Here is a 21412-nt window from a genome sequence, read left to right as displayed (position 1 = left end):
AGGGCTTTTTTTTAAGCAGATTCTTATCATGCCCGGCACAGCGGCGAGTTCTCCGTTTGCCAATTTCGGCTAAAGCGATCTTTTTGTTATCTCTAAATTGTCATCAAGGAGATCGGAACGTAACAGGAAGCCACACCGCACATCTCCCGTCACGTCAGGTTAATCCGGAATCCATAACGAAAGGCAAGATGAGAAGGAGTTGGAGATGAAACGACTGGCCAAAGCAGGCGTCTTTGCCGCACTGACTGCGATCGCTGCCGCGGTGCTCGCCCAATCGTCGGGATCGCCGACGATAACCGGTGCGGAGAGCGGCGCGAGCACGGATGGCGCGATTCCGGCGTTCGCCGGTCGCGACGTGCCGCAAGCAGGGTGGAGCTACGGCAAATTCCGTGGCGACTACTGGAAATACAAGAACGAAAAACCGCTCCTTACGATCGATGCGTCGAACGCCGACAAGTATGCGGACAAGCTCTCGGCGGGCCAGCTCGCGCTCTTCAAGCAGGTCAAGGGCTACCGCATGGAGGTGTACCCGACGCACCGAGATTGCAGCTATCCCGACTGGGTGCAGGACAACGTCAAGAAGAACGCGGAAGGCGCGAAGCTCGATCCGACCGGCGATCACTTGCAAAATGCCGTTTTGCCGGGACTGCCGTTCCCGGGGGCCAAGACCGGGCAGCAGGCGATCTGGAATTATCTGACGCGCTATCGCGGTGTCGGCGCCGAGTGGGACAAGGTCTACACGATGGTCTCGCCGCGTCCCGGCAGTTCCGATTGGATCTCGGTGACGAGCCGCCAGACCTTGTATTTCCCATGGGGCGCCAAGGGTGCGAATACGCTCGGCGCGAAGGACCCGCTGTTCTCGATCTACTACGGCTACGATTCGCCGGCTGCCATGGCGGGCCAGGCGGTGGTGCAGACGTTCCATTTCGCGGACAACCAGGCCGAGGCCTACTACTACTTCCCGGGCCAGCGCCGTGTGCGCCGCATGCCGTCCTACAACTATGACGCTCCGCAAATCGGCTTCGAAAACCAGTACACGGTCGACGAACCCTGGCTCTTCAACGGCGACATCGACCGCTTCGATTGGAAGCTGATCGGCAAGAAGGAAATGTACGTGCCGTACAACGACTTCGCGATGTACGACTTCCGGAAGAGCGTCGGCGACGTCTTCAAGAGCGACCAGGTCGACCCGTCGGCGCGCCGCTATGAGCTGCACCGCGTCTACGTGCTCGAGGCGACGCTCAAGTCGAGCATGCGCCACATCTCGCGGAAGAAGGTGCTCTATCTCGACGAGGACACCTACCTCGCGCTCGTCGGCGAGGACTACGACGCCCAGGGCAAGCTCTGGAAGACCAAGGAAGGCTATCCGGTACCGCTGTGGGAATTGGGCGGAACCTGCGACATCGAGCCTTTCGCCCAGTACAACCTGCTCAACGGCCGCTACGTGGACGACCAGACCGTGATCGGAGCCGGGGTGGACGTGCACTACTTCGAGTCCTCGAGCGATCCGCGCTTCTCTTCGAACTACTACTCCGCGGAAAACCTGCGCTCGATCAGCGAGCGCTGAAGCCGGCAACACAGGCGTGGCGCGTGCCGCAAGGCGGGCGCCACGAGCCATGACAATGTGAAGGAATGCTAATGAAAACGACAGGGGTTGGCGTATCTGTTTCTGTTTCGCTGGCCGTGCTGGGCGCCGCGTCGTCCAGTGCGTACGGCTACGATTTCACGACGGGCCTTGGGGACCTGTCCGGCTCGTGGGTATCCAACCTGACGGCGGGTGCAGGCATTCGCACCAAGAGCCCGAGCTGTGCGTTGACGGGCGACCCGAATGCCTATGGCTGCGGCGACGCGGCGAATGTCGCGCAGTGGGGCGGCGGCGATATGGGCGACCTCAACTATAGGAAAGGGCAGCCGTTCAGCACGTACATCAGCGCGACGAGCGAACTGCTGCTGACGATGCCTAGCGAGGGCTACAAGTTCATGATCCGCGGCACGGGCATGTACGACTTCCTGGCTGGGAATACCGCGCGTACCCCGCTTTCGAGCACGGCGTCGGCGCAAGTCGTCTACAACGCTCAATTGCTCGATTTGTGGGGCGAAAAGGATTTCAACATCGGCGGAGAGCCGGCGCACGTGCGGCTCGGCAACCAGGTCATCAACTGGGGCGAAAGCTACTTCGCCACCAACGGCATCAACGCGACGAACTCGGTCGATGTCCAGAAGCTCCTGATTCCCGGCACGCAGCTCAAGCAGGCGCTCTTGCCCGCACCGATGCTGAGCTTTGCGGCAGGGCTCGGAAACGGCTTCAGCACCGAGGGCTACTACCAGTTTCAATGGAACGGCAATCGTTATCCTCCAGTGGGCACGTATTGGTCGGTGACCAACAACTTCGGGCGCGGGGCGGTGCCGTTCACGGCCAGCACGATCAACGGCAACGTGGGCGGGGTGGATGCCGGCACCATCGCGGGCGCGAACGCCGGCAATTCCGCGACGCTCTCGGCCATCAACACGGGTCTCGTGAACGGACAGTATGCGGGTGCGCCGTACAACTCGATCGGCATCCCGGTGTCCACGCAATTGCCGAGCGAGTACAAGCCGCAATTCGGCCTCAAGCTCAACTACCGGCCGAAAAATCTCGATGTGAACTTCGGTTTCTACTACGAGAACTACACGGACAAATCGCCGGTTCTGTCCACGCTCGCGAACGGTTCGAACCAATGGTCGTATCTCGAGAACCGCCAGCTATTCGGCGTGAGCGCGAACTTCTCGCTTGGCGACTGGGCCATCGGGACCGAGCTGTCATATCGTCCTCGCGACGCCGTGGCGCTCTCGAGCTGCTATGGCGCGGGCGGTCCGCTCGACTTGAATACGAACGGCGTCTCGGGCATCGATTGCCAGCAATGGATCGACAAGAAGAAATTCCAGTATGACATCAACGGTCAGCTGAACCTCACGCAAAGCCAGTATCCGTTCCTGAAGCTGCTTCACGCGGACATGGCGGTGCTGACGGCCGAACTGACCTGGATCTACTACCCGGGCTTGAGCTCGAGCGGCGTGACCCGCACGATCAACGGCCAGAGCGTCACCCAAGTGGCCGCCGCCGGCTACTACGCGTGGCTGAACAACGGTTCCAGCCTCGGCTACCCGATCGCCGCCGCACAAGGGACGGCGAGCTCGGTAGGCGCGACCATCGACTTCAACTGGACTTACGACGGCACCGTGATTCCCGGCTGGCAGGTCACCCCGGGCGTGACGTTCGCCGACGCGCTGTATGGCTACACGCCGACGTTCACGGCCAACTACCTGCAGGGCGCGAAGTCGGTGAACGTCTATGTGCTGTTCAACCAGAATCCGACTGTCTGGCAGGCGGGCATCAACTACACGGCGTTCTTCGGCGGCCATGGCGGCGTCGGACAGCCGTACGCCGACCGGAACTTCGTTGGCCTCTTCGCCACACGCAACTTTTAGTGCGGCAAGCGCAATAAAACGGTGCGCAGCGCTGCGCACCGCGGACCTACTTGAAGGATAGCGCCGTGTTGAATCGCTTTGTCATCCGTCTCGAGACACTGTTCTTCGGACATCGCATGATCGTGCTGGCGGCGATCGGCATCTTTACCGCGGTCATGGCTGTGTTCGCCGTGCAGTTGCGCATGGAGGCCGGCTTCGAGAAGCAGATGCCGATCGGCCACGAGTACATCAAGACCTTCCAGCAGTATCGCAACGACCTGTTCGGCGCGAATCGCATCACGGTGGTCGTGCGCGCGCGCAATGGCAATATCTGGACGCCGCAAGGCATGAAGAAGCTGTACCAGGCGACGCAGGCGGTCATATTCCTGCCCAACGTCGATCGTCAGGGTGTTCAGTCGCTGTGGACGCCGAACGCGTTCGTCAACGAGATCACCGAAGACGGCTTCCGCGCCGATCCGGTCATCGACGGCACGATTACGCCGGCGCAGTTGACGCCCGCGATCGTCGCGCAGATCCGCAAGGCGGCGACCGAAGGCGGCTACATCGGCACGCTCGTCTCGCACGATCAGGACAGCGCGATGATCACGGCCGAACTGAACGAGCGCGATAGCGCAGGCAAGGTGCTCGACTATGTCGCGTTCAACCGTCTGCTCGAAAGCCAGATCCGCAAATCGTTGGAAGACGCGAACTACGAGATTCAGATCATTGGTTTCGCCAAGCAGATCGGCGATATCGCCGACGGCGCAACGGCCGTGCTCGGTTTCTGCGGTGTCGCGCTGCTGCTGACCGCGCTGGCCGTGTACTGGTACAGCCATTCGATCCGCTTCACGGTGCTGCCGATCGTCTGCTCGCTGACGTCGCTCGTGTGGCAGTTCGGCACGCTCAGGCTGTTGGGCTTCGGTCTCGATCCGCTCGCCGTGCTGGTGCCGTTCCTGGTGTTCGCGATCGGCGTGTCGCACGGCGTGCAGCAGGTCAACTACATCGTGCGCGAGTTGTCGCATGGACACAGTTCGCTCGAGGCGGCGCGCCGCAGCTTCAGCGGATTGCTGATCCCGGGCACGCTCGCCCTGATCACGGCGTTCGTTTCGTTCGTCACGCTGCTCCTGATTCCGATTCCGATGGTGCGGGAGCTGGCGATCACCGCATCGCTAGGCGTCGGCTACAAGATCATCACGAACCTCGTGATGCTGCCGGTGGCCGCCTCGTGCTTCCACTTCACGAAGGCCTACGCCGACCGCGCGCTCGACAAGCGCGAGCGCCGCTCGGCGTGGCTGCGCAAGCTCGCACGCGTGGCCGAACCGCGCAACGCCTATGCGGTGCTCGCCGTGACGGCGGTGGTGTTCGTACTGTCTGCGTGGCAAAGCCGCGACCGCGTGATCGGCACGCTCCAGCCCGGCGCCCCCGAGTTGCGCGCCGATGCGCGCTTCAACCGCGACGCGGTGTCGATTGCGAGCAACTACGACATCGGGCTCGACTGGCTGACGGTGGTGTTCGAATCGAAGGGCACGGCGTGCGACAACCCGTCCGTCGGCGTCTTCGAAGACGACTTCGCGTCGCTGATGCAGCGCGAGCCTGGCGTGGTCTCGGTGCAGTCGTACCCGGCGATGCTGCGCACCTACAACGAAGGCTACAACGAGGGCAATCCGAAGATGAACGTGGTGCCGATCGATTCCGGCAACTACGGCGGCATCTCGGCGGATCTCGGCCGCGTGAAGGGCTACATGAGCAAGGACTGCAGCATGACGGCCACGCACCTGTTCCTGACCGACCACAAGGCGACGACGATCAATCGCATCCTCGACGACGTCAAGCAGTATCGCGCCGCGCATCATCTCGACGGCGTCACGATCCGGCTCGCCGCCGGCAACGCCGGCGTCCTCGCGGCGATCAACGACGAAGTCGCGCAAAGCGAGCTGCCGATGATGCTTTACGTCTACGCGGCGATCCTGATCCTCGTGTTCTTCGCTTACCGGGATCTGCGCGCGATGGTGGCCTGCTGTGCACCGCTGACAGTGGCGACCTTCATCGGCTATTGGTTCATGAAGGAGCTGCAGATCGGCCTGACGGTGGCGACGCTGCCGGTGATGGTGCTGGCGGTGGGGATCGGCGTCGATTACGCGTTTTATATCTACAACCGCCTGCAGCTGCACCTCGCCAGCGGGCAGCCGATCGTGAAAGCGGTCGAGCACGCGATGCTCGAAGTCGGCGTGGCGACCATCTTCACCGCGATCACGCTGGCGATCGGTGTCGCCACCTGGAGTTTTTCGGCGCTCAAGTTCCAGGCCGACATGGGCAAGCTGCTCGCCTTCATGTTCATCGTCAATCTCGTGATGGCGATGACGGCTTTGCCCGCGCTCGCTGTCGTGCTCGAGCGGCTGTTCCCGCGGCGCAAGCCGGTGCGGGCGCCGGGTCTGCTGAGCCACTGAGGTCACTCACGAAATCGAACGCAACAGGAAAGGTCTCGCAATGATCAAGAACGCTATTGCCGGCATCGCCTTGTGCTGTGCCTGCGCGAACGGCTTCGCTCAGTCGGGCGGCGGTGCGCCTGCTGCGCTGCCGGTCACCCCCGCGCATGCCTGGGCCGGCCCGGAGCACGCGATGCTGCTCGACGCGGCCCATGCCGGCGCGCGCATCGTCGCGGTCGGCGAGCACGGCATCGTGGTGCTGTCCGACGATGGCGGCCGCCACTACCGCCAGGCGAAGCAGGTGCCCGCGGCCACGACGCTCTCGTCGGTCTATTTCGCCGACCCGCAGCACGGCTGGGCAGCGGGCCAGTGGGGCGTGATTCTCGCCACGGCGGACGGCGGCGAAACCTGGGCCCTGCAGCGGTCCGACACGTCGATCGACCAGCCGCTTTTTTCCGTGTACTTCGAGAACGCGCAGCATGGCTGGGCGGCGGGCCTGTGGTCGCTGCTGCTCGAAACGACCGACGGCGGGCACACCTGGAACGTCGCGAAGCTGCCGCCGCCGCCCGGCGGCGGCAAGGCGGACCGCAATCTGTACCGGATCTTCGCCGATCGCGCAGGCACGCTCTACATCGCGGCCGAAAAGGGCACGGTGCTGCGCTCGCGCGATCACGGCACGACGTGGGAATACCGCGAGACCGGCAACAAGGGCAGCTTGTGGGCGGGTGCGGCTGCGCCGGACGGATCGCTTTACGTGGGCGGCTTGCTCGGCCATCTGTATCGGAGCCGCGACGGCGGCGATACCTGGACGGCGATCGACTCGGGTTCGAGCGGATCGATCACGGATCTCGTCGCGGCGGGCGACCGGGTGCTCGGTGTCGGCCTGGAAGGTTTCGTGATCAGCGGCGCCACGGCGGCCGAGAGTTTCACAGCTAAAGAACGGCTGGATCGTGCAGAGCTGACCGCGCTGATCGTGCCGGGCGCGGGTGCTGACGCACAGGCAAGCACACCGATCTTGTTTTCGAAGGACGGCGTTCTGAAATCCGAATGATCCGGCCTGTTCCACTTCAATTCCTCATTGGGTTCTCCTCATGATTCGCGAAAATTCCGCTCCCTATGCCGCTCTTTTGCTGCGCGTGAGCCTCGGCGTGCTCTTTGTCGCGCACGCCTTGCTTAAGATCTTTGTCTTTACGATTCCCGGCACTGTCGAGTTCTTCGCCTCGCTGGGCTTGCCCGGGCCGCTTGCCTATGCGGTGATCGTGCTGGAGCTGGTTGGCGGAATCGCGCTGATTGTCGGCTGGCACGCGCGCTATTTCGCGATTCCGCTCGCGTTGGACCTCGCGGGTGCGATCGTGACGGTACACGCGGCGAATGGCTGGCTTTTCACCAACAAGGACGGCGGATGGGAATATCCGGCGTTTTGGATGGTCGCCTTGATCGTCTTGTTCCTGCTCGGCGACGGCGCTTGTGCGCTCAAAAGCGCGCGCAAGCCGGCGTGATGACGCCGCTTCCCTGCATCGTGACGCGCTTCGAGACCGACGACGTCAACGAGCTCGCGCACGGCTTGACGGTCTTCGAACAGCGATTCGATCAATTGAGTGCAGGGCGCTTCGACGGCCGGTTTGTCGAAGTGTCGTTCGGTGGCGCGTGGTCAGTCGCGCGATAACGTTCATTCGCGAAAACGTCGCGGAGCCGATCACGGTCGGCGCCCTGTGCAAAGAGATCAACGTGTCGCGCCGCTCGCGTATCTGAAGGCGGTGCGCCTGAACGGAGCGCGGCGAGCACTGAAGTCGCCGCGCTCGCGCTCGCTTGGCGTCGGAGACATCGCGGCGCAATGGGGCTTCTGGCACCCCTCGCACTTTCGCGAAGACTATCGCCGCATGTTCGGCGAACTGCCCTCGGCGACGAGACGGCGCCAGGGCAAGGGCGCGGCGTAGGGGGCGCGTCAGGCGGGGCGCTGAACGCCGCAGTGGCCGCACACGCAACACGTCATCGCCGCCCGCCTGGAATCGCATCGCGCTCAGACCACCGCGAAGTAGTGCTTCGTGAACCGCTCCGACAGAATCTCCCACGCGATCGGCGTGCCTTTCTCGATGAACCAACTGTCGCCGACTTTGTAGTGAACCGCTTCGCCCGTGTTCTCGTTGCGCAGCACGCATTCGCCTTCGAGCACGGTCGCATGCTCGGTGAACGGGTAGGTCATGTTGAACTTGCCCTTCGTGCACGCGAAGTAGCCCGCGCTGACAGGTGAAGCGGGCGTGCCGTAGTGAACCTTGCCGAAGGCCTTTACGTCGCCTTCGACGATCGTCGAACCGAGGTCGGCAACCGTGCCCCATGCGTCGAGTTCGTGCGGAAATGTGCCCAGTTTGATGCTATGCATTGATGTCGACTCCGTTGGTCGGTTAGAAAATATTGCGCTTGTCTACGTGCCGGTTTGCTTGATCTATCGCCGGCCTTTCCAATAGCCGCTGACCTGGTTCCAGGTCTTGCCCGCGGTCGTCATCACCGCACGCAGGTGGTCCTTGGCGAAGATGTCGATGTGCGGCACGGAACTCAGAAGGTCGTAGCGCGCGGAGCCTTCGGTCATTCCCTCGGCCAGCACCTTGCAGACGATGTGGCTCGGCGTGACGCCGAAGCCCGCATAAGCCTGGACGTAGAACACGTTCGGATGCCCGTTGAGCGAGCCGATCTGAGGAAAGAGATTCGCGCCGCAACAGAGCGGCCCGCCCCACGCGAGATCGATCTTGACGTCCTTCAAATACGGAAACACCTTCAGCATGAGGCTGCGATTCCACGCCTTGAGGTCGCTCGGAATGTAATCGAGCACGGCGGTCGCGCTGCCGAACAGCAGGCGGTTTTCGTTGGTCACGCGGTAGTAGTCGATGATGGGGCGGATGTCGCTATAGGCGCCACGTATTGGGCTGATTCGCTCGATCAAGTCGTCCGGCAGCGGCTCGGTGCAGAGCTGGAACGCAAACGTATTGACGGTCTTCTTGTAGATCGTCGGTTCGAGACCGTTCAGAAAACCGTTGCACGCCCAGAGCATTTTCGAGGCGCGTACGGAGCCCATCGCGGTCCGCACGATCACGCGCTCGCCGTACTCGACGTCGATCACGGGGCTGTTTTCGTAGATCCTCGCACCGTAGCTCGTGAGCGCCTGCGCTTCCCCGAGCAGCAGATTCAGCGAATGAACGTGGCCGCCGCCCATATGCAGCAACGCGCTTCCATAGACATCGGAGCCGACGATCTTTTTCACTTCCTGCCCGGTGTGGAGCTGGATTTCCGTCGCGGGGTCCACTGCCTTGAAACTCGCTTCCCAAGCGCGCAACGTTTTTTCCTGGCGGCCGTTGAAGCCGAGATAGGCATAGCCGTTGCGGAAGTCGGCATTGATGCCGTACTTCGCGATGCGGTCGCGGATGATGCCGGCGCCGAGGTTGCTGATCTTGAAGATTTCCTTGAGGCCGTCTTCGCCGACGTGCTTCGCGATTGCGTCGAGATCGTGTCCGATGCCGGCCATGATCTGGCCGCCGTTGCGGCCGGTGCCACCGTAGCCGAGGTGCTTGGCTTCGAGCACGACGACATTCGTGATGCCGTGCTCGGCCAGTTCGAGCGCCGTGTTGATGCCGGAGAAGCCGCCGCCGATGACGACGACGTCGGCGTCGATATCTTCTTTGAGGGCGGGAAAGCGCAAGTCGTACTTCTTCGTGGCGCTGTAGTAGGTGAGGGAGTCGAGCTGGTTCATCGTGCGAGTGGGCGTTAAGAGGCAGCCGGGGCGTCGACGCATGCGTCGATGCCCGCGGACATCATGCAAAACCGGTGAGCAGGGCTAGGCTTGCGAAGCGCGCCTAGATTTTCGAATTGCCGAGCCGGCTGAAGAGGATGGGGTTGCGCGTCCTGAGCCTGCCGGCCAGGAGCAGACCCACGATGGCGGCGATCGGCAACGACATCGTCAGTGCATAGGACACGTTCTTGCTCGCGCCGGTGAGGACGGAGAAGTTCGCAATGGCGAGCAGCAGCACGGCAGTCAGCGCGACGCCCGACAAGAGCGGCAGGATGAACACACGCAGCGCGCTTTCCGAAGTGCCCGCATTGGCACGCTTGAAGTAGCGGATGACCGCGAACGAGGTCAGCGCCATCAGCGCGATCACGCACAGCGTAGCGACGTTGGTGAGCCACGAAAAGAGCGTGAGCACCGGATCGGATTTGGCGATCACGAAACCGAGCACGACGATGGCGGCCAACGCGGATTGCAGCAGCGAGCCGTTGTGCGGGCTCTGATGAATCGGATGGGTACGTCCCAGCGCTTTCGAAAGCAGCCCTTCGCGTCCGCTCGCGAAGAAGTAGCGCGCGGCCGAATTGTGGAAGGCCAGCAAGCCCGCATACACGCTCGTGATGAACAACACGCTCATTGCAAGCGTCAGGTTCTTGTTCGCGTAGCGGTCAGAGAGCGAATAGAGAAACGTCGTCGGGTCTTGCAACGCGGAGATGTTCTTGACGATCGAATCGGCGCCCGCGCCGACGACCATGCACCAGACCGAGAACGCGTAGAAGCCGCCGATCAGCAAAACCGAGAGATACGTCGCGAGCGGAATCGTGCGATGCGGGTTCTTCGCCTCTTCGCTATAGATGGTCGTTGCTTCGAAGCCAATGAACATCGCGAAGCAGAACAGCAGGCCGATCGCGGGCGTACCGCTGAAAATCGCATGCTGCGTGAACGGGACCAGCGTGGGGCCGGCTTGCCCGCCGACCTTCAGGATCGCGACATCGAGCACGAGCACGACCAGATATTCGCCGATCACGAGAATCGACAGCACCTTCGCGGAAAGGTCGATCTGCCGGTAACCGAACACCGCGATGCTCGCCATGGCAGCGAATGCGCAGATCCACCAGGGCACGCCGATGCCGAGGTGCTGGGCGAGAAACCCGGAGGCGACCGTGCCGAACATGCCGTAAAGCCCGATCTGCATCGTGTTGTAGCCGAGCAGAGCGAGCAGCGCGGCGGCGCCGCCGACGTTGCCGCCCAGCCCGCGCGCCGCGAATGCATAAAAGCCGCCGGCGTTCGTGACATAACGCGCCATCGACGTATAGCCCGCCGAGAACGCGAGCAGGATGATGACGGTGGCGACGATCAGCGCTGGCGTGCCCGCGCCGTTGCCGAGCATGATGCCGATCGGCACACCGCCCGCAATCGCGACGAGCGGACCAGCCGCGGAAATCACGAAGAAGATGATGAAACCGAGCCCAAGCGCTTCGCGCCTCAGTTCGGTCGACTCCTGTGCTTCGGTTGCGACAGTCATTTGTAAGGCTCCTCGATGGTTCCGCACGCAGCATCGGGTTTGCCCGCAACGCCCGCCTGGTAAGGCTGGACAGGCGGCGGCATGCGATGTGAAGCCCAGTGTAGGGAGCCCAAAATGCGACAGATAGCCCAAATCGGCAATGCGTGATACCCCGGCTTCGGGACGCTTGAGAGGCCCGCGGCGCTGCTTGCGAGCCGTCAAAGCGCCGCGTCATGCGGGCGCCGTCGTCGTATTGAGCACGGTGGCGTAGGCGCCGACCGGAAAATTGGCCAGCTTGCCGAAGTCGTCGCCCGCATAGCCGAAGATCTTGCCGGTCGTCTTGCGTGCTTCGAGATCGATGACGACGACGCCGAGCGTCGGCACGATCTTCTCGCGCCAGACGAACAGGTAGAGGCCGTCGCGAATCTTGCGGTAGTCGCAGCGGTCAGCGTCGGCGAGGCCTTTTTCGATGCCGGAAACGCAGTGCCACGCGTACACCTTGTCGTTCAGATAGACGTGCTCGTAGCACTCGTGCGGGTTGTAGCGGTAGAGCACGCGCTTGCCGACCAGCTCGCTGGTTGGTTCGTGAATGGGCGACAACGCTTCGAACTTGCCGCCGACGACGCCCGCAAGAATCTGCACGTCGACGCCGGTCAGCTCGCGCTTGTCCCGCGCGAGTTCGACAGCGGGGATGCTGGCGCGCGCCTCGTCGGGCAGCGTGCCGATGACGGCCGTCGCAATGCCGCGTTGCAGATCGAGCACGAGGCTGACCGAGGTCGCACGCTCCGACGATTTGACGAAGTCGACGAAATAGATGCCCTGGCGCGGCGAGGTGGCGCGATACGTATCGGTGCCGGACTGGCCGGCGCCCTTGACGGTCCAGCGCAGCGTCTCGCCGTCGACGAACGTATGCGTGACGACGTCGCCGCCGAAATCGATGTCGTAAGCATGGCCGGCCAAGTCGGCGACGGGGGCGAGCGCGTGGCTTGAAACGGCGAAGCTCGTGCCGAGGTCGCCTACGGAGATCCAGTTGGTTTCGTTCATGGGAAGTGTCGGTGTCGTTGCGTTCGGCTGCCAAGCATGGACTCATCGATGCCGACGAGGTAGCCGGAATCGGCAAAGGCTGTGGTCAGCGGCAACGGCCTCACAGGCCAAGGTCAAGCGTCTGTTCTCGCTTCGGCAACTGCCGGCGGGACTGTCAATGGCCTTCCCACACGCGCTTCGATCTTTCCGTAGCGCCAGAGGTTGTATTGACCCACCGGGGTACTCCGATACAGATTGCAAACGGCCACGGCAGCGTCGAGGTCGGCGACATCCGCCATGATGTAAAAGGTCCACGGCGCACCATCCGACTGTCCAACGGTCAAGCGATCGTCGTCCATGATGCCGAGCACGCGAATCGTCTCCATGGCTTGCACCGCATCGAGCATCGTTGCGTACGCCTGCCAAACTTCTCCTATTTGATCCCTGGGCAGATCGAAAAAGTTTTGCGTCACGCCGCAGCAAAAAAGCACGCGCAAGGGAAGGTTGCGAGTGTCCGCCGTCATATCGACTCCAAATGGGGTGGTCAAGGTTCGATTCGAATGGGCTTACAGATATCCAGGAATCGGAGGAACGCCCACGAACACGGCGCCGGCGCCGTCGTAGTTTCCATGACCGAGAAAAGCATGCTGGGTGACGACCATGGAATCGCGAACCAGGCGCTGCAATGGATGAGTTCGATAAATCGCCATTGTCCCGGCGAGGCGATACGCGCGAGTGACGACATCGGCCCCCTGGTGGGCGACCTGCGTCGCTGACAAACGCAGCAAGCTGATTTGCTCGTGCGTGACCTCGTCGCCCTTCAGGATCGACTCCCATACGCTTTCGGTCGCGTCGTAAAAGAACGCGCGAGCCGATCGCAGTTGGGCTTCCGCCTTCGCAAGCTCGATGCGGTAGTACGCGCGGTCTGCAAGCTGAGGCGCACCGGTGGTGGTCTTCCTGCCGCCCGACATGGTGTTCGCGACGTCGAGCGCGGCGCGCGCGAGACCGAGATTCACGACCGCAAGCACCTGTGACGCGTATGCCATCGTGGGGTAACGATAGAGAGGCTCATCGATCGTCGCGGTTCCACCGCGTACAAAGGTCCACGCCTCGTCGACGAATTTGCTGTCGACACGCAGGTCGTGGCTGCCTGTGCCCTGCATCCCGACGACATCCCAGTTCTCCACGATGTCGACCTCGAACGGTGCAAAGACCGCCGTCCGCGGCTTGCCGGCATGGCTCCCGTCCTTGGCAACGCCGATGCCCACGCCAAGCCAGTCCGCGCCCTTGCATCCGCTCGCGAACTTCCAGGTGCCGTCGACGATGAAACCGCCTTCCGCCGGCTGCGCCGGCTGCATCGGGAACAGCCCTCCGGCAAAGGCCTGGTCGGGTCCGTCCGCATAGATGATGGCCTGCGTTTCGACCGGCAACGCGGCCAGATAGACGTTTGCCGAGCCGAAGCTGGCCACCCACGCGGCGGATCCATCGGCAACGGCGATTCTCTCGATCATCGACAGAAACTTCGCTGGAGGAAGCGCATCGCCGCCAAAGCGCTTCGGCGTCGCGGCGCGGTAGACGCCTGCTTGTTTCAGCTTCGCGATCATGTCGCGAGGCACGTGGGAGTGTTGCTCGAACTCTTCCCTTCGTGTGGCGATCTCTGCGATCACGCGATCCAACGCGATTGCATCACGGTCGACCCCGGCGGTTGGTGCAAATGGGGCGTTGGTGGATTGAATGACGGTTGCCGCGTCGGACATGGTATGCGCTCCTCGTTGCTCGATTTGTCTGTTTCTGCATGGCTATGCACTGCGATACCAGTCTAGAAAGGCAGAAGAACGCGATCAATTGGGGCGCTGTCCCCGGTATTACGTAAGTACGCCAGCGTCCCTAAAGAATTCTTTACATACACATGTGGCCTATTGTTGGTATGTTGCGGGACAGCCCATAGCCTGACTGCACACCATGGATTTCCCTGCGGAAGAAGACTTCCATCGCCTTCTCGACGCACTGACGCTGTGCGTCCTTGTTCACGACGCGAAATCGAAAGCGATCGTATGGGCAAACCGCGCCGCATGTTCGGCGCTAGGGTTTTCCCTTGAAGAGCTGCTGCCCCTCAAAGCCGCGGACATGACCCGGCCCGACACGAAGTATCGGCGCGAGATTGCTGTTGCCGCTATGGACCGCGCCGAAACGGAGGGTCCGCAGGCCTACGAATGGTGCTATCGCTCGCGTACGAATGTCGACATGTTGTCCGAAGCGGTCGCGACATTCGTCCAGCTGCGGGAGCGCGCGATCGTCATGGTCCAGTTCCGCGACATCAGTGCCGAGGAATCGATGCGGCAAAGGCTGCGCGGGTATGAAACCCGGCTCAGGGAACTGATGCATGACCTCAGTGAAGGGGTGGCGTTGCTGGCCCGCCAAGGTACGTTCGAATACATCAGCGAATCCGGACTTCGCGTGCTGGGCCTCGAAGCTTTGCCGAGCCATGGAAGCATGCAGGACTACTGCGCGCCCGCAGATCGGGAGCGTCTTACCTTGCAACTCGATCGCGCGAATTCGGCGCGTACGTCCGAACCGCAGCGCTACAAGATCGTTCGTCACGATGGAGAGGAACGGTGGCTTCAGGTAACGTGCCGCCGCGTGAATATCGACGGCGATCCGGACGATCTCGTCGTCCACTTTCGCGACATCAGCAGCGAGGTGGAGGTCGAAGAACTGCGACGCGCCGAAGCGCGCATGCTCGAGCACGCCGGCAGGTACAACGCGATGGGCGAAATGGCGACGGCCATCGCGCACGAGTTGAGCCAGCCTCTTGCCGCAGTCCGCAACTTCATCGAAGGCGCAATCCAGCGGTTGAATCAATCCGAAGGCATGGACTCGGTGCTCTGGGGATTGCGCAGTGCCGATCGCCAAGCGGAGCATGCAGCGTTGATACTCAAGAGCGTGCGCGAGTACATCGTCAAGCGCGAGCAGGGCACGACCCGCGTCGATCTCAGGGACATCCTCGCCGACGTTTCATACTTCATAGAACTGCGGGCGGCGGAAGCCGGCGTCACCGTTCATATCAGCCAGAGCAGCGAGCCGCTACCCGTCGTGTGCGAACGCGTCTTGATCGGGCAGGTGATCCTCAATCTGGCGTTCAACGCCGCGGAAGCGCTGGTGGCCGACTCAGTCGCCGGCGGGCGCGTGACAATCGAGGCAGTGCGACAGGAAGACAACGCGGAGTTGCGCGTGATCGATAACGGGCGCGGCGTCGAGGCGGGGAGGCACGAACGCCTGTTCGACGGATTTTCGTCGTCGAAAGCGGGTGGCAATGGGATTGGCTTGTCGCTTTGCAAAAATATCATATCGAGGCACAAAGGCCGGATCTGGGCGCAAGAGGCGCGCTCAGGCGGCCTGGATTGCAGATTCACTTTACCGCTGCAGCTTGGAGGCGCCACAGCGGCCGATGGATAGATCGCACCAATGTGAAGGCGTTTGCGGGACCTGCTCACTTCAACGAGGACCATGAACATGTCGAAGAGAATCGTTCTGGTAACTGGCGCGGCCCGGGGCCTCGGCGCAGTGGTCGCACGCAAATTTCATCGGACGGGCTATCTCGTGGGCTTGGCGGACATTGCATTCGACGAAGCGCAGGGCAGTGCGCGCGAACTCGACGCAAGCGGCGACACGGCCTGCGCGATTCGCCTCGACGTCACCTCGAAAGCAGACTTCGCCGCGGCGCTCGATGCGCTCGTTCAGCGATGGGGCGGCGTGGACGTGCTGGTGAACAACGCCGGCGCATCGAAAGTCGTGCCGGTCATGGAAATTACCGCGGAGCAGTTCGACCAGGTCATCGACGTGAATCTGCGCAGCGTGCTATTTGGCTGTCAAGTGTTCGGCCAGTACTTCGCAGACCGCGGCGAAGGACGCATCGTCAATGTGGCATCGCTGGCCGGACAGAACGGCGGCTCCGCAACTGGCGCGCACTATGCGGCAGCCAAGGGTGGCGCGATCACGCTGACCAAGGTCTTCGCTCGCGACCTCGCGGCGCGCGGTGTGACGGTCAATGCCATTTCCCCAGGGCCGCTCGATCTTCCGATCGTCCACGAGAGCGTTCCCGCCGATAAGCTGAAAACGGTGATAGCGGGCATCCCGGTCGGCCGCCTGGGCTCCGCGCAATATGTCGCCGACGTCGCCGTATTGCTGGCGTCGCCTGACGCATACTTTGCGAACGGCGCTTGCTGGGATGTCAATGGCGGCCTGTACATGCGCTGAGGCTCTTCACAGGGTTTCGCGAGCACCTGGGTGCTTCAGTTGCAATCTATTCCCTGCCGTCCCTTTGGTTACCCAGAATCATGCCGGCGTCCCGGACCAGTTCGGCGATCGACGTTACCCCGAGCTTTTCCTTGATGCTTGCCCGATGGACATCCACGGTCTTGACGCTAATCCCAAGGTCTGATGCGATCTTCTTGCTTCCCTTCCCGTCAAGCACCTGCGTCAGCACTTCCCTTTCGCGCGTGGTAAGCGATTCGATCCGCTGCTGAAGTTCTCTGCGCCGCATGCCGGCCGCATGACGCTGCGTAGCCAGCTTCAAAGCGCGCTGGATGCGCTCCAGCATCTGTTGAGAGTTGTACGGCTTCTCCACAAAATCGATCGCGCCATTTTGCAACGCGCGGACCGACATCGGGATATCACCATGCCCGCTGACGAAAATAGTCGGCAGCGTCGATCCACGCCTGTTCAATTCCGCCTGCACTTCAAAGCCGCTCGTTTCCGGCATTCGGACATCCAGAACGAGGCACGCCGGATTCTTTTCATCGAATGCGTCGAGGAAAGCGGACGCGGTCGCGAATCCTTTCGAAGCAATTCCGACCGACTCGAGCAGCCAGGACAGCGACGTACGCAGACCATTGTCGTCGTCGACGATATAAACGATGGCAGATGGCGAGGTCATATGGAGTCCAATCCGTATCTGTTTTTGCAGCGTTGGCTCAAGTTTGAGCGCATCGCGGCCGGCTCGCAACCGCAAATAAATTGATTCCGGGCGGCCGATCTAGGGAAATCTTTAGATGCGTAGGGAACTGCTTCATTGTTTGTGGCATTGATGCCGATTTCGCCAGCCGATACCGTGGACTACGCTACATCCTAACGTCCCATTCAGCGTCGGAGCTTCACTACCATGGCCAAGAACAACCTCCCCTATGCAACGAACGATGAAGCGCGCCTACTGTTTCGGAACGCCATGGCTCATCTGGGCGCCGCAGTGAACATCATCACTACATCGGGGCCTTCAGGACGTTGCGGGATCACGGCAAGCGCAGTCTGCTCCGTGACCGATGCGCCGCCGACCTTGCTGGTCTGCCTCAACCGGTCGAGCGCTTTGCACGCGGTCTTCGAGAAGAATCGGAATGTCTGCATCAACGTGCTCACCGGGCATCACGAACCGCTGGCTCGGCATTTCGCGGGGTTCACCGAAATGCCTATGCAGAAGCGCTTTGAATTAAACGCATGGGACGATGGCGAGCACGGCGTCCCCGTTCTGCAGGACGCGCTCGCAAGCTTGGAGGGGGCGATCGTCGACTTCAAGAATGTAGGCTCGCACTCGGTCATGTTCGTCGAGGCCACCCGAATCCGCGTTCAAAACGGAGGCGAAAGCCTGATCTATTTCAACAGGCATTTCCATCGCCTGCCGGCCGCGCTGGCGGCGTGAATCCAGTCTTTCCTAATCGAAGGCGCCACTAGGAAAATTGCCATCCAGCGGGGCTGCAGCGTCGAACGTCGCCAGCGCCCGCCGCGACATTATCATCTGATCCCTTCTTCCGGCGAGCACATGCCGACCACCGGTTCTGTGCATCGACCGTCTCCGATCTGGCGCGGACTACCCGCGCAATCTTCAATCATTCATCAATCAATCGCAGTCCATAGCTATTTTCTAGCTAAAGGGATTTGTGCCTGCGTACCTTAATGCGGCCTCTTGCTCAGGATTTCCTGACAACGCAGTGCGGCTTATATCCAAAATTTACGACGCTTATATGTCTACTCCTTTTAGGCAGATTTGACGTGGATATATGACCACTCGACACTCCATCGTGCGGATACCTTAGTAAATTTCCGCTTCCATCGAGACTGACAATTCGCTCACTAATCGCAACATTAATATTCATTGGAATTGGAGACCTAAGATGTCTTCGTCGACAAAACCCAAGTCGGTCAGGCGGTACACATATGAGTGGTATGTGGTCATCGTGTGCATGCTTGCGTACGTATTTTCTTTCGTCGACCGGCAAGTGCTGGCATTGATGATCGAGCCCATCAAGCACGATCTTCAGCTCAGCGATACGCAGTTCAGCCTGCTGCAGGGGTTCGCCTTCTCGTTGTTCTACGCAATCATGGGGATGCCGATCGCCTACCTCGCGGATCGCTTCGCTCGCCCTCGAATCATCGCGATCGGCATCGCGTTATGGAGCATCGCCACAGCAGGGTGCGGCACCGCTCAAACGTTTGTGCAGATGTTCGCCGCTCGCTTGAGCGTCGGCGTTGGAGAGGCTGCCTTATCCCCAAGCACGTATTCGATGCTCTCCGATTACTTCCCCAAGGAAAAGCTGGGACGTGCGCTCGGCATTTACTCGCTGGGATCGTTCATCGGAGGCGGGATGGCCTTCCTGGTCGGCGGCTACGTCATCGCTCTGCTGAAGCACGCGACCCGTTTCTCGCTACCCGTCCTCGGCGAAGTGCATGCCTGGCAGATCACGTTCTTCATCGTGGGCTTGCCGGGTCTCCTGATCGCGCTCTTGTTTTTCGCGACTGTTCGCGATCCGCAGCGCAAAGGTCTCGCCAGCGATATCAATGGTCGAGCCAGGAAGGTGTCGTTGCTGGATACCTTACGCTTCATCGGAAAACATCGAGCGACGTTCTTCTGTCACTTCGTTGGGTTCTCGTTTTACGCGATGACGCTCTACTGCCTCATGTCATGGTCGCCCGCGTTCTACATGCGCCACTTCGGGCTATCGCCGGTCGAGGCCGGCTACAAGCTCGGGGCCGTCTTGCTCGTCGCCAATACGGCAGGGGTTTTTTGCGGCGGGTGGCTCAATGACTGGTTTCTGCGTCGCGGCTACAGGGATGCACCGATGCGCGCCGCGTGGCTGGGGGCGCTATTCCTGATCGTCCCATCGGTCGTGATGACACAAGCGGAAGATGTGGGCGGCTCGCTGATGTGGCTCGTGCTCGCGATGTTTTTCGCCTCCTTCCCGCTCCCCACGTCTGCCGTGGCGATGCAGAATCTCGCGCCCAATCAGATGCGTGCCCAGGTCTCAGCCATTTTCCTACTCGTTTCCAATTTGATCGGACTCGGCTTGGGAACCACGCTCGTCGCCCTCGTGACCGACAAGATTTTTGGTTCTCCGCTCGCGGTAGGAAATTCGATGGCCGTGATCAACGCGATCGCGACGGTGCTCGCCTTCGTACTGCTCTATATCGGATGCCGCCACTATCGCGCAAGTCTCGAGCGCGAAGCATCACCATCGACAACATCTCTACCCGATGTGAGCGTTGCAAGTGCGACACCAGCATCGTCATCCTAATTAAAAATTCACAATTATCTTGGTTTGGAAATCGTGATGAAAAAGACCTTTATTTCCGCTGCTGTCGCAGCGATGGGCGCTTGCGGCGCGCTCCCGGCACATGCGCAGTCGAGCGTAACGATGTACGGCCTCATCAGTACGGGGGTTGGCTATGTGAGCAACGCCGGGGGCGCCAAGGCGTATGCCCTTTACTCCGGGACGAACCAGAACAATCGATGGGGCTTCAAGATCAGGGAAGACCTCGGCGGCGGTCTTGCGACGGTGGCTCAACTCGAAAACGGCTTCGACATTACCACCGGCAATCTGGGCCAGAACGGGCGAATGTTCGGCCGGCAGGCCTGGGTTGGTCTGCAAAGCAACACCTTGGGAACGCTAACGTTCGGCCGGCAGTACGACGCGTTTTTTGACTATATTGCTTTGTTCTCAGCGCCCTATGCTTCGGGTGGGCTTGCAGCGCACCCGGGAGACTCCGACAACTTGATGGGAAGCTGGCGCTATAACAACAGCATCAAATACGCGACGCCGGTTTGGAACGGCTTCTCCGCGGAAGCGCTCTACGCCATGAGCAATTCGACCGACTTCGCCCTCAACAGAGCATGGAGCGCGGGCGTGCGGTACACGGGAAATCGATTCAGCGTCGCGGCGGCATACGTGGACCTCCAGTACCCCGGCACGACCAACGCCAACGGTGCGGTAACGAACGACTATTCGGGCGCGCCGTTCTGGCTGTTCCGCACGAGCCCGATCAACAGCGCGGTGGGTGTTCAGCGACAGCGGAATATCGGTGCGGGCGGAAATATCCGCATTACCGACAAGGCCACGCTAAGCGCGTTTGTGGACGACATCCGGTATGACTATCTTGACCACGCCAGTCTTCACCTCAACAACTACGACGTCTCGTTTTCGTACTTGCTGACGCCGGCGTTGTCGGTTGCGGCGTCCTACGTTTATACACATGGCGCCTACGGCGGGGTCGACGCCAACCCTCACTGGAACACAGGGCAGATCACGGTGGACTACGCATTGTCGAAGCGCACCGATGTCTACGTGTTCAACGACTACCAGCGTGTCAGCGGTCCGCACGCCGTGGCGGATATTTTCCTCAATGCCCCGTCGACCAGTCAGAGCCAGAATCTGGTGATCGCGGGCATACGCCATAAGTTTTGACTTCGTCGTAGTGGATTGGCTGAGCTCTCCCTAATGTTGGGGAGAGCTTGTGCCGTTCGAGCCCGTCAGTTGCTGCCGCGCGGACTGAAAGTTCGCGGAAAGACCACGGGCGCATGCCGGTCCACGAGCCGATACCCCAGCGCCGGCCGATTCGATTCCCCAGCGACGTAGCCAGCTTCCTCGAGGAATCCCGCGGCAAGCATGCGCGTGCGAAAGCCGCTTTTGTCCACCGGCCGGCCAAGCACGATCTCATACGCCCGTTGCAGCTGTGGCAGCGTAAAGGGTTCCGGCAGCAGGAAAGCCGGCAGGGACGTGTATTCGACCTTGCTGCGTAGCCGCTCGACCGCGGCCTCAAGAATGTCGTCGTGATCGAACGAGAGTCCGCGCTTCGCTGTCACGGCATCGACGTCGACCCACGCCACATCGGCGGTGTTCGCGCCTCTGGTAAGAACCCCATCCTCGGCGGAAATCAGCGCGAACCAGACATGTGTGGCTGACCATCCGCGCGGGT

Annotated in this window: 20 protein-coding genes; 12 read left to right on the top strand and 8 right to left on the bottom strand. The window is 61.4% G+C overall.

Going from position 1 to position 21412, the window contains the following annotated elements:
* Nucleotides 1–205: 205 nt before the first annotated feature.
* From AAHK20_RS26245 to AAHK20_RS26215, 7 genes are all read left to right on the top strand, one after another.
* On the top strand, nucleotides 206–1567 hold the full coding sequence (locus AAHK20_RS26245) for a DUF1329 domain-containing protein (protein WP_449184395.1): 1362 nt from the start codon (nucleotides 206–208) through the stop codon (nucleotides 1565–1567).
* Between the two features lie 71 nt (nucleotides 1568–1638).
* Nucleotides 1639–3468, top strand: a complete 1830-nt coding sequence (locus AAHK20_RS26240; protein WP_449184394.1) for a DUF1302 domain-containing protein — start codon at nucleotides 1639–1641, stop codon at nucleotides 3466–3468.
* Between the two features lie 65 nt (nucleotides 3469–3533).
* Nucleotides 3534–5894, top strand: a complete 2361-nt coding sequence (locus AAHK20_RS26235; protein WP_449184393.1) for an efflux RND transporter permease subunit — start codon at nucleotides 3534–3536, stop codon at nucleotides 5892–5894.
* A 40-nt stretch (nucleotides 5895–5934) separates the two neighbouring features.
* The gene (locus AAHK20_RS26230; RefSeq protein ID WP_449184392.1) at nucleotides 5935–6924 is read left to right on the top strand and encodes a WD40/YVTN/BNR-like repeat-containing protein; all 990 of its coding nucleotides are present in this window, start codon (nucleotides 5935–5937) and stop codon (nucleotides 6922–6924) included.
* 40 nt (nucleotides 6925–6964) lie between these two features.
* Nucleotides 6965–7372, top strand: coding sequence for a DoxX family protein (locus AAHK20_RS26225; protein ID WP_449184391.1), 408 nt, complete (start codon nucleotides 6965–6967; stop codon nucleotides 7370–7372).
* On the top strand, nucleotides 7372–7539 hold the full coding sequence (locus AAHK20_RS26220) for a hypothetical protein (RefSeq protein WP_449184390.1): 168 nt from the start codon (nucleotides 7372–7374) through the stop codon (nucleotides 7537–7539). The genes AAHK20_RS26225 and AAHK20_RS26220 overlap by 1 nt, the downstream gene beginning before the upstream one ends.
* A 46-nt stretch (nucleotides 7540–7585) precedes the next feature.
* Nucleotides 7586–7810, top strand: coding sequence for a helix-turn-helix domain-containing protein (locus tag AAHK20_RS26215; protein WP_449184389.1), 225 nt, complete (start codon nucleotides 7586–7588; stop codon nucleotides 7808–7810).
* An 83-nt stretch (nucleotides 7811–7893) separates the two neighbouring features.
* Here the strand turns inward: AAHK20_RS26215 and AAHK20_RS26210 are convergent, their stop codons facing one another.
* The 6 genes from AAHK20_RS26210 to AAHK20_RS26185 all read right to left on the bottom strand — a co-directional run bounded on the left by AAHK20_RS26210 (nucleotide 7894) and on the right by AAHK20_RS26185 (nucleotide 13929).
* Nucleotides 7894–8253, bottom strand: a complete 360-nt coding sequence (locus AAHK20_RS26210; protein WP_449184388.1) for a cupin domain-containing protein — start codon at nucleotides 8251–8253, stop codon at nucleotides 7894–7896.
* A 63-nt stretch (nucleotides 8254–8316) separates the two neighbouring features.
* On the bottom strand, nucleotides 8317–9615 hold the full coding sequence (locus AAHK20_RS26205) for an NAD(P)/FAD-dependent oxidoreductase (RefSeq protein ID WP_449184387.1): 1299 nt from the start codon (nucleotides 9613–9615) through the stop codon (nucleotides 8317–8319).
* Nucleotides 9616–9718: 103 nt separating this feature from the next.
* Nucleotides 9719–11170, bottom strand: coding sequence for an APC family permease (locus tag AAHK20_RS26200; RefSeq protein WP_449184386.1), 1452 nt, complete (start codon nucleotides 11168–11170; stop codon nucleotides 9719–9721).
* Between the two features lie 210 nt (nucleotides 11171–11380).
* Nucleotides 11381–12193, bottom strand: a complete 813-nt coding sequence (locus AAHK20_RS26195) for a molybdenum cofactor biosynthesis F family protein (RefSeq protein WP_449184385.1) — start codon at nucleotides 12191–12193, stop codon at nucleotides 11381–11383.
* 113 nt (nucleotides 12194–12306) lie between these two features.
* Nucleotides 12307–12696 carry a hypothetical protein gene (locus AAHK20_RS26190; protein ID WP_449184541.1) on the bottom strand — a complete coding sequence of 130 codons (390 nt, stop codon included), beginning with the start codon at nucleotides 12694–12696 and terminating at the stop codon, nucleotides 12307–12309.
* 42 nt (nucleotides 12697–12738) lie between these two features.
* Entirely contained in the window at nucleotides 12739–13929 is a 1191-nt protein-coding gene (locus AAHK20_RS26185; protein ID WP_449184384.1) for an acyl-CoA dehydrogenase family protein, read from the bottom strand.
* Between the two features lie 205 nt (nucleotides 13930–14134).
* On the opposite strand from AAHK20_RS26185, the gene AAHK20_RS26180 reads away from it, so the two are divergent.
* Together AAHK20_RS26180 and AAHK20_RS26175 are read left to right on the top strand one after the other, a co-directional pair.
* A complete protein-coding gene (locus AAHK20_RS26180; RefSeq protein WP_449184383.1) occupies nucleotides 14135–15628 on the top strand; it encodes an ATP-binding protein in 1494 nt (497 codons plus the stop codon).
* Between the two features lie 57 nt (nucleotides 15629–15685).
* Nucleotides 15686–16429 (top strand): SDR family NAD(P)-dependent oxidoreductase, encoded by a 744-nt coding sequence (locus AAHK20_RS26175; protein ID WP_449184382.1) that lies wholly within the window; start codon nucleotides 15686–15688, stop codon nucleotides 16427–16429.
* Nucleotides 16430–16475: 46 nt separating this feature from the next.
* On the opposite strand, the gene AAHK20_RS26170 is transcribed toward AAHK20_RS26175, so the two are convergent.
* On the bottom strand, nucleotides 16476–17108 hold the full coding sequence (locus tag AAHK20_RS26170) for a response regulator transcription factor (protein ID WP_449184381.1): 633 nt from the start codon (nucleotides 17106–17108) through the stop codon (nucleotides 16476–16478).
* 225 nt (nucleotides 17109–17333) lie between these two features.
* On the opposite strand from AAHK20_RS26170, the gene hpaC reads away from it, so the two are divergent.
* The 3 genes from hpaC to AAHK20_RS26155 all read left to right on the top strand — a co-directional run bounded on the left by hpaC (nucleotide 17334) and on the right by AAHK20_RS26155 (nucleotide 20901).
* Nucleotides 17334–17864 (top strand): 4-hydroxyphenylacetate 3-monooxygenase, reductase component, encoded by a 531-nt coding sequence (gene hpaC / locus AAHK20_RS26165; RefSeq protein WP_449184380.1) that lies wholly within the window; start codon nucleotides 17334–17336, stop codon nucleotides 17862–17864.
* 472 nt (nucleotides 17865–18336) lie between these two features.
* Nucleotides 18337–19734, top strand: coding sequence for a spinster family MFS transporter (locus AAHK20_RS26160; protein ID WP_449184379.1), 1398 nt, complete (start codon nucleotides 18337–18339; stop codon nucleotides 19732–19734).
* Nucleotides 19735–19770: 36 nt separating this feature from the next.
* Nucleotides 19771–20901, top strand: coding sequence for a porin (locus AAHK20_RS26155; RefSeq protein WP_449184378.1), 1131 nt, complete (start codon nucleotides 19771–19773; stop codon nucleotides 20899–20901).
* Nucleotides 20902–20966: 65 nt separating this feature from the next.
* Here the strand turns inward: AAHK20_RS26155 and AAHK20_RS26150 are convergent.
* Nucleotides 20967–21412 (bottom strand): NUDIX hydrolase (locus AAHK20_RS26150; protein ID WP_449184377.1); only part of this gene is annotated, 446 nt, incomplete at its 5' end.

The sequence above is a fragment of the Trinickia camelliae genome (assembly GCF_053525655.1).
This window is presented reverse-complemented; position numbering and strand designations above follow the sequence as displayed.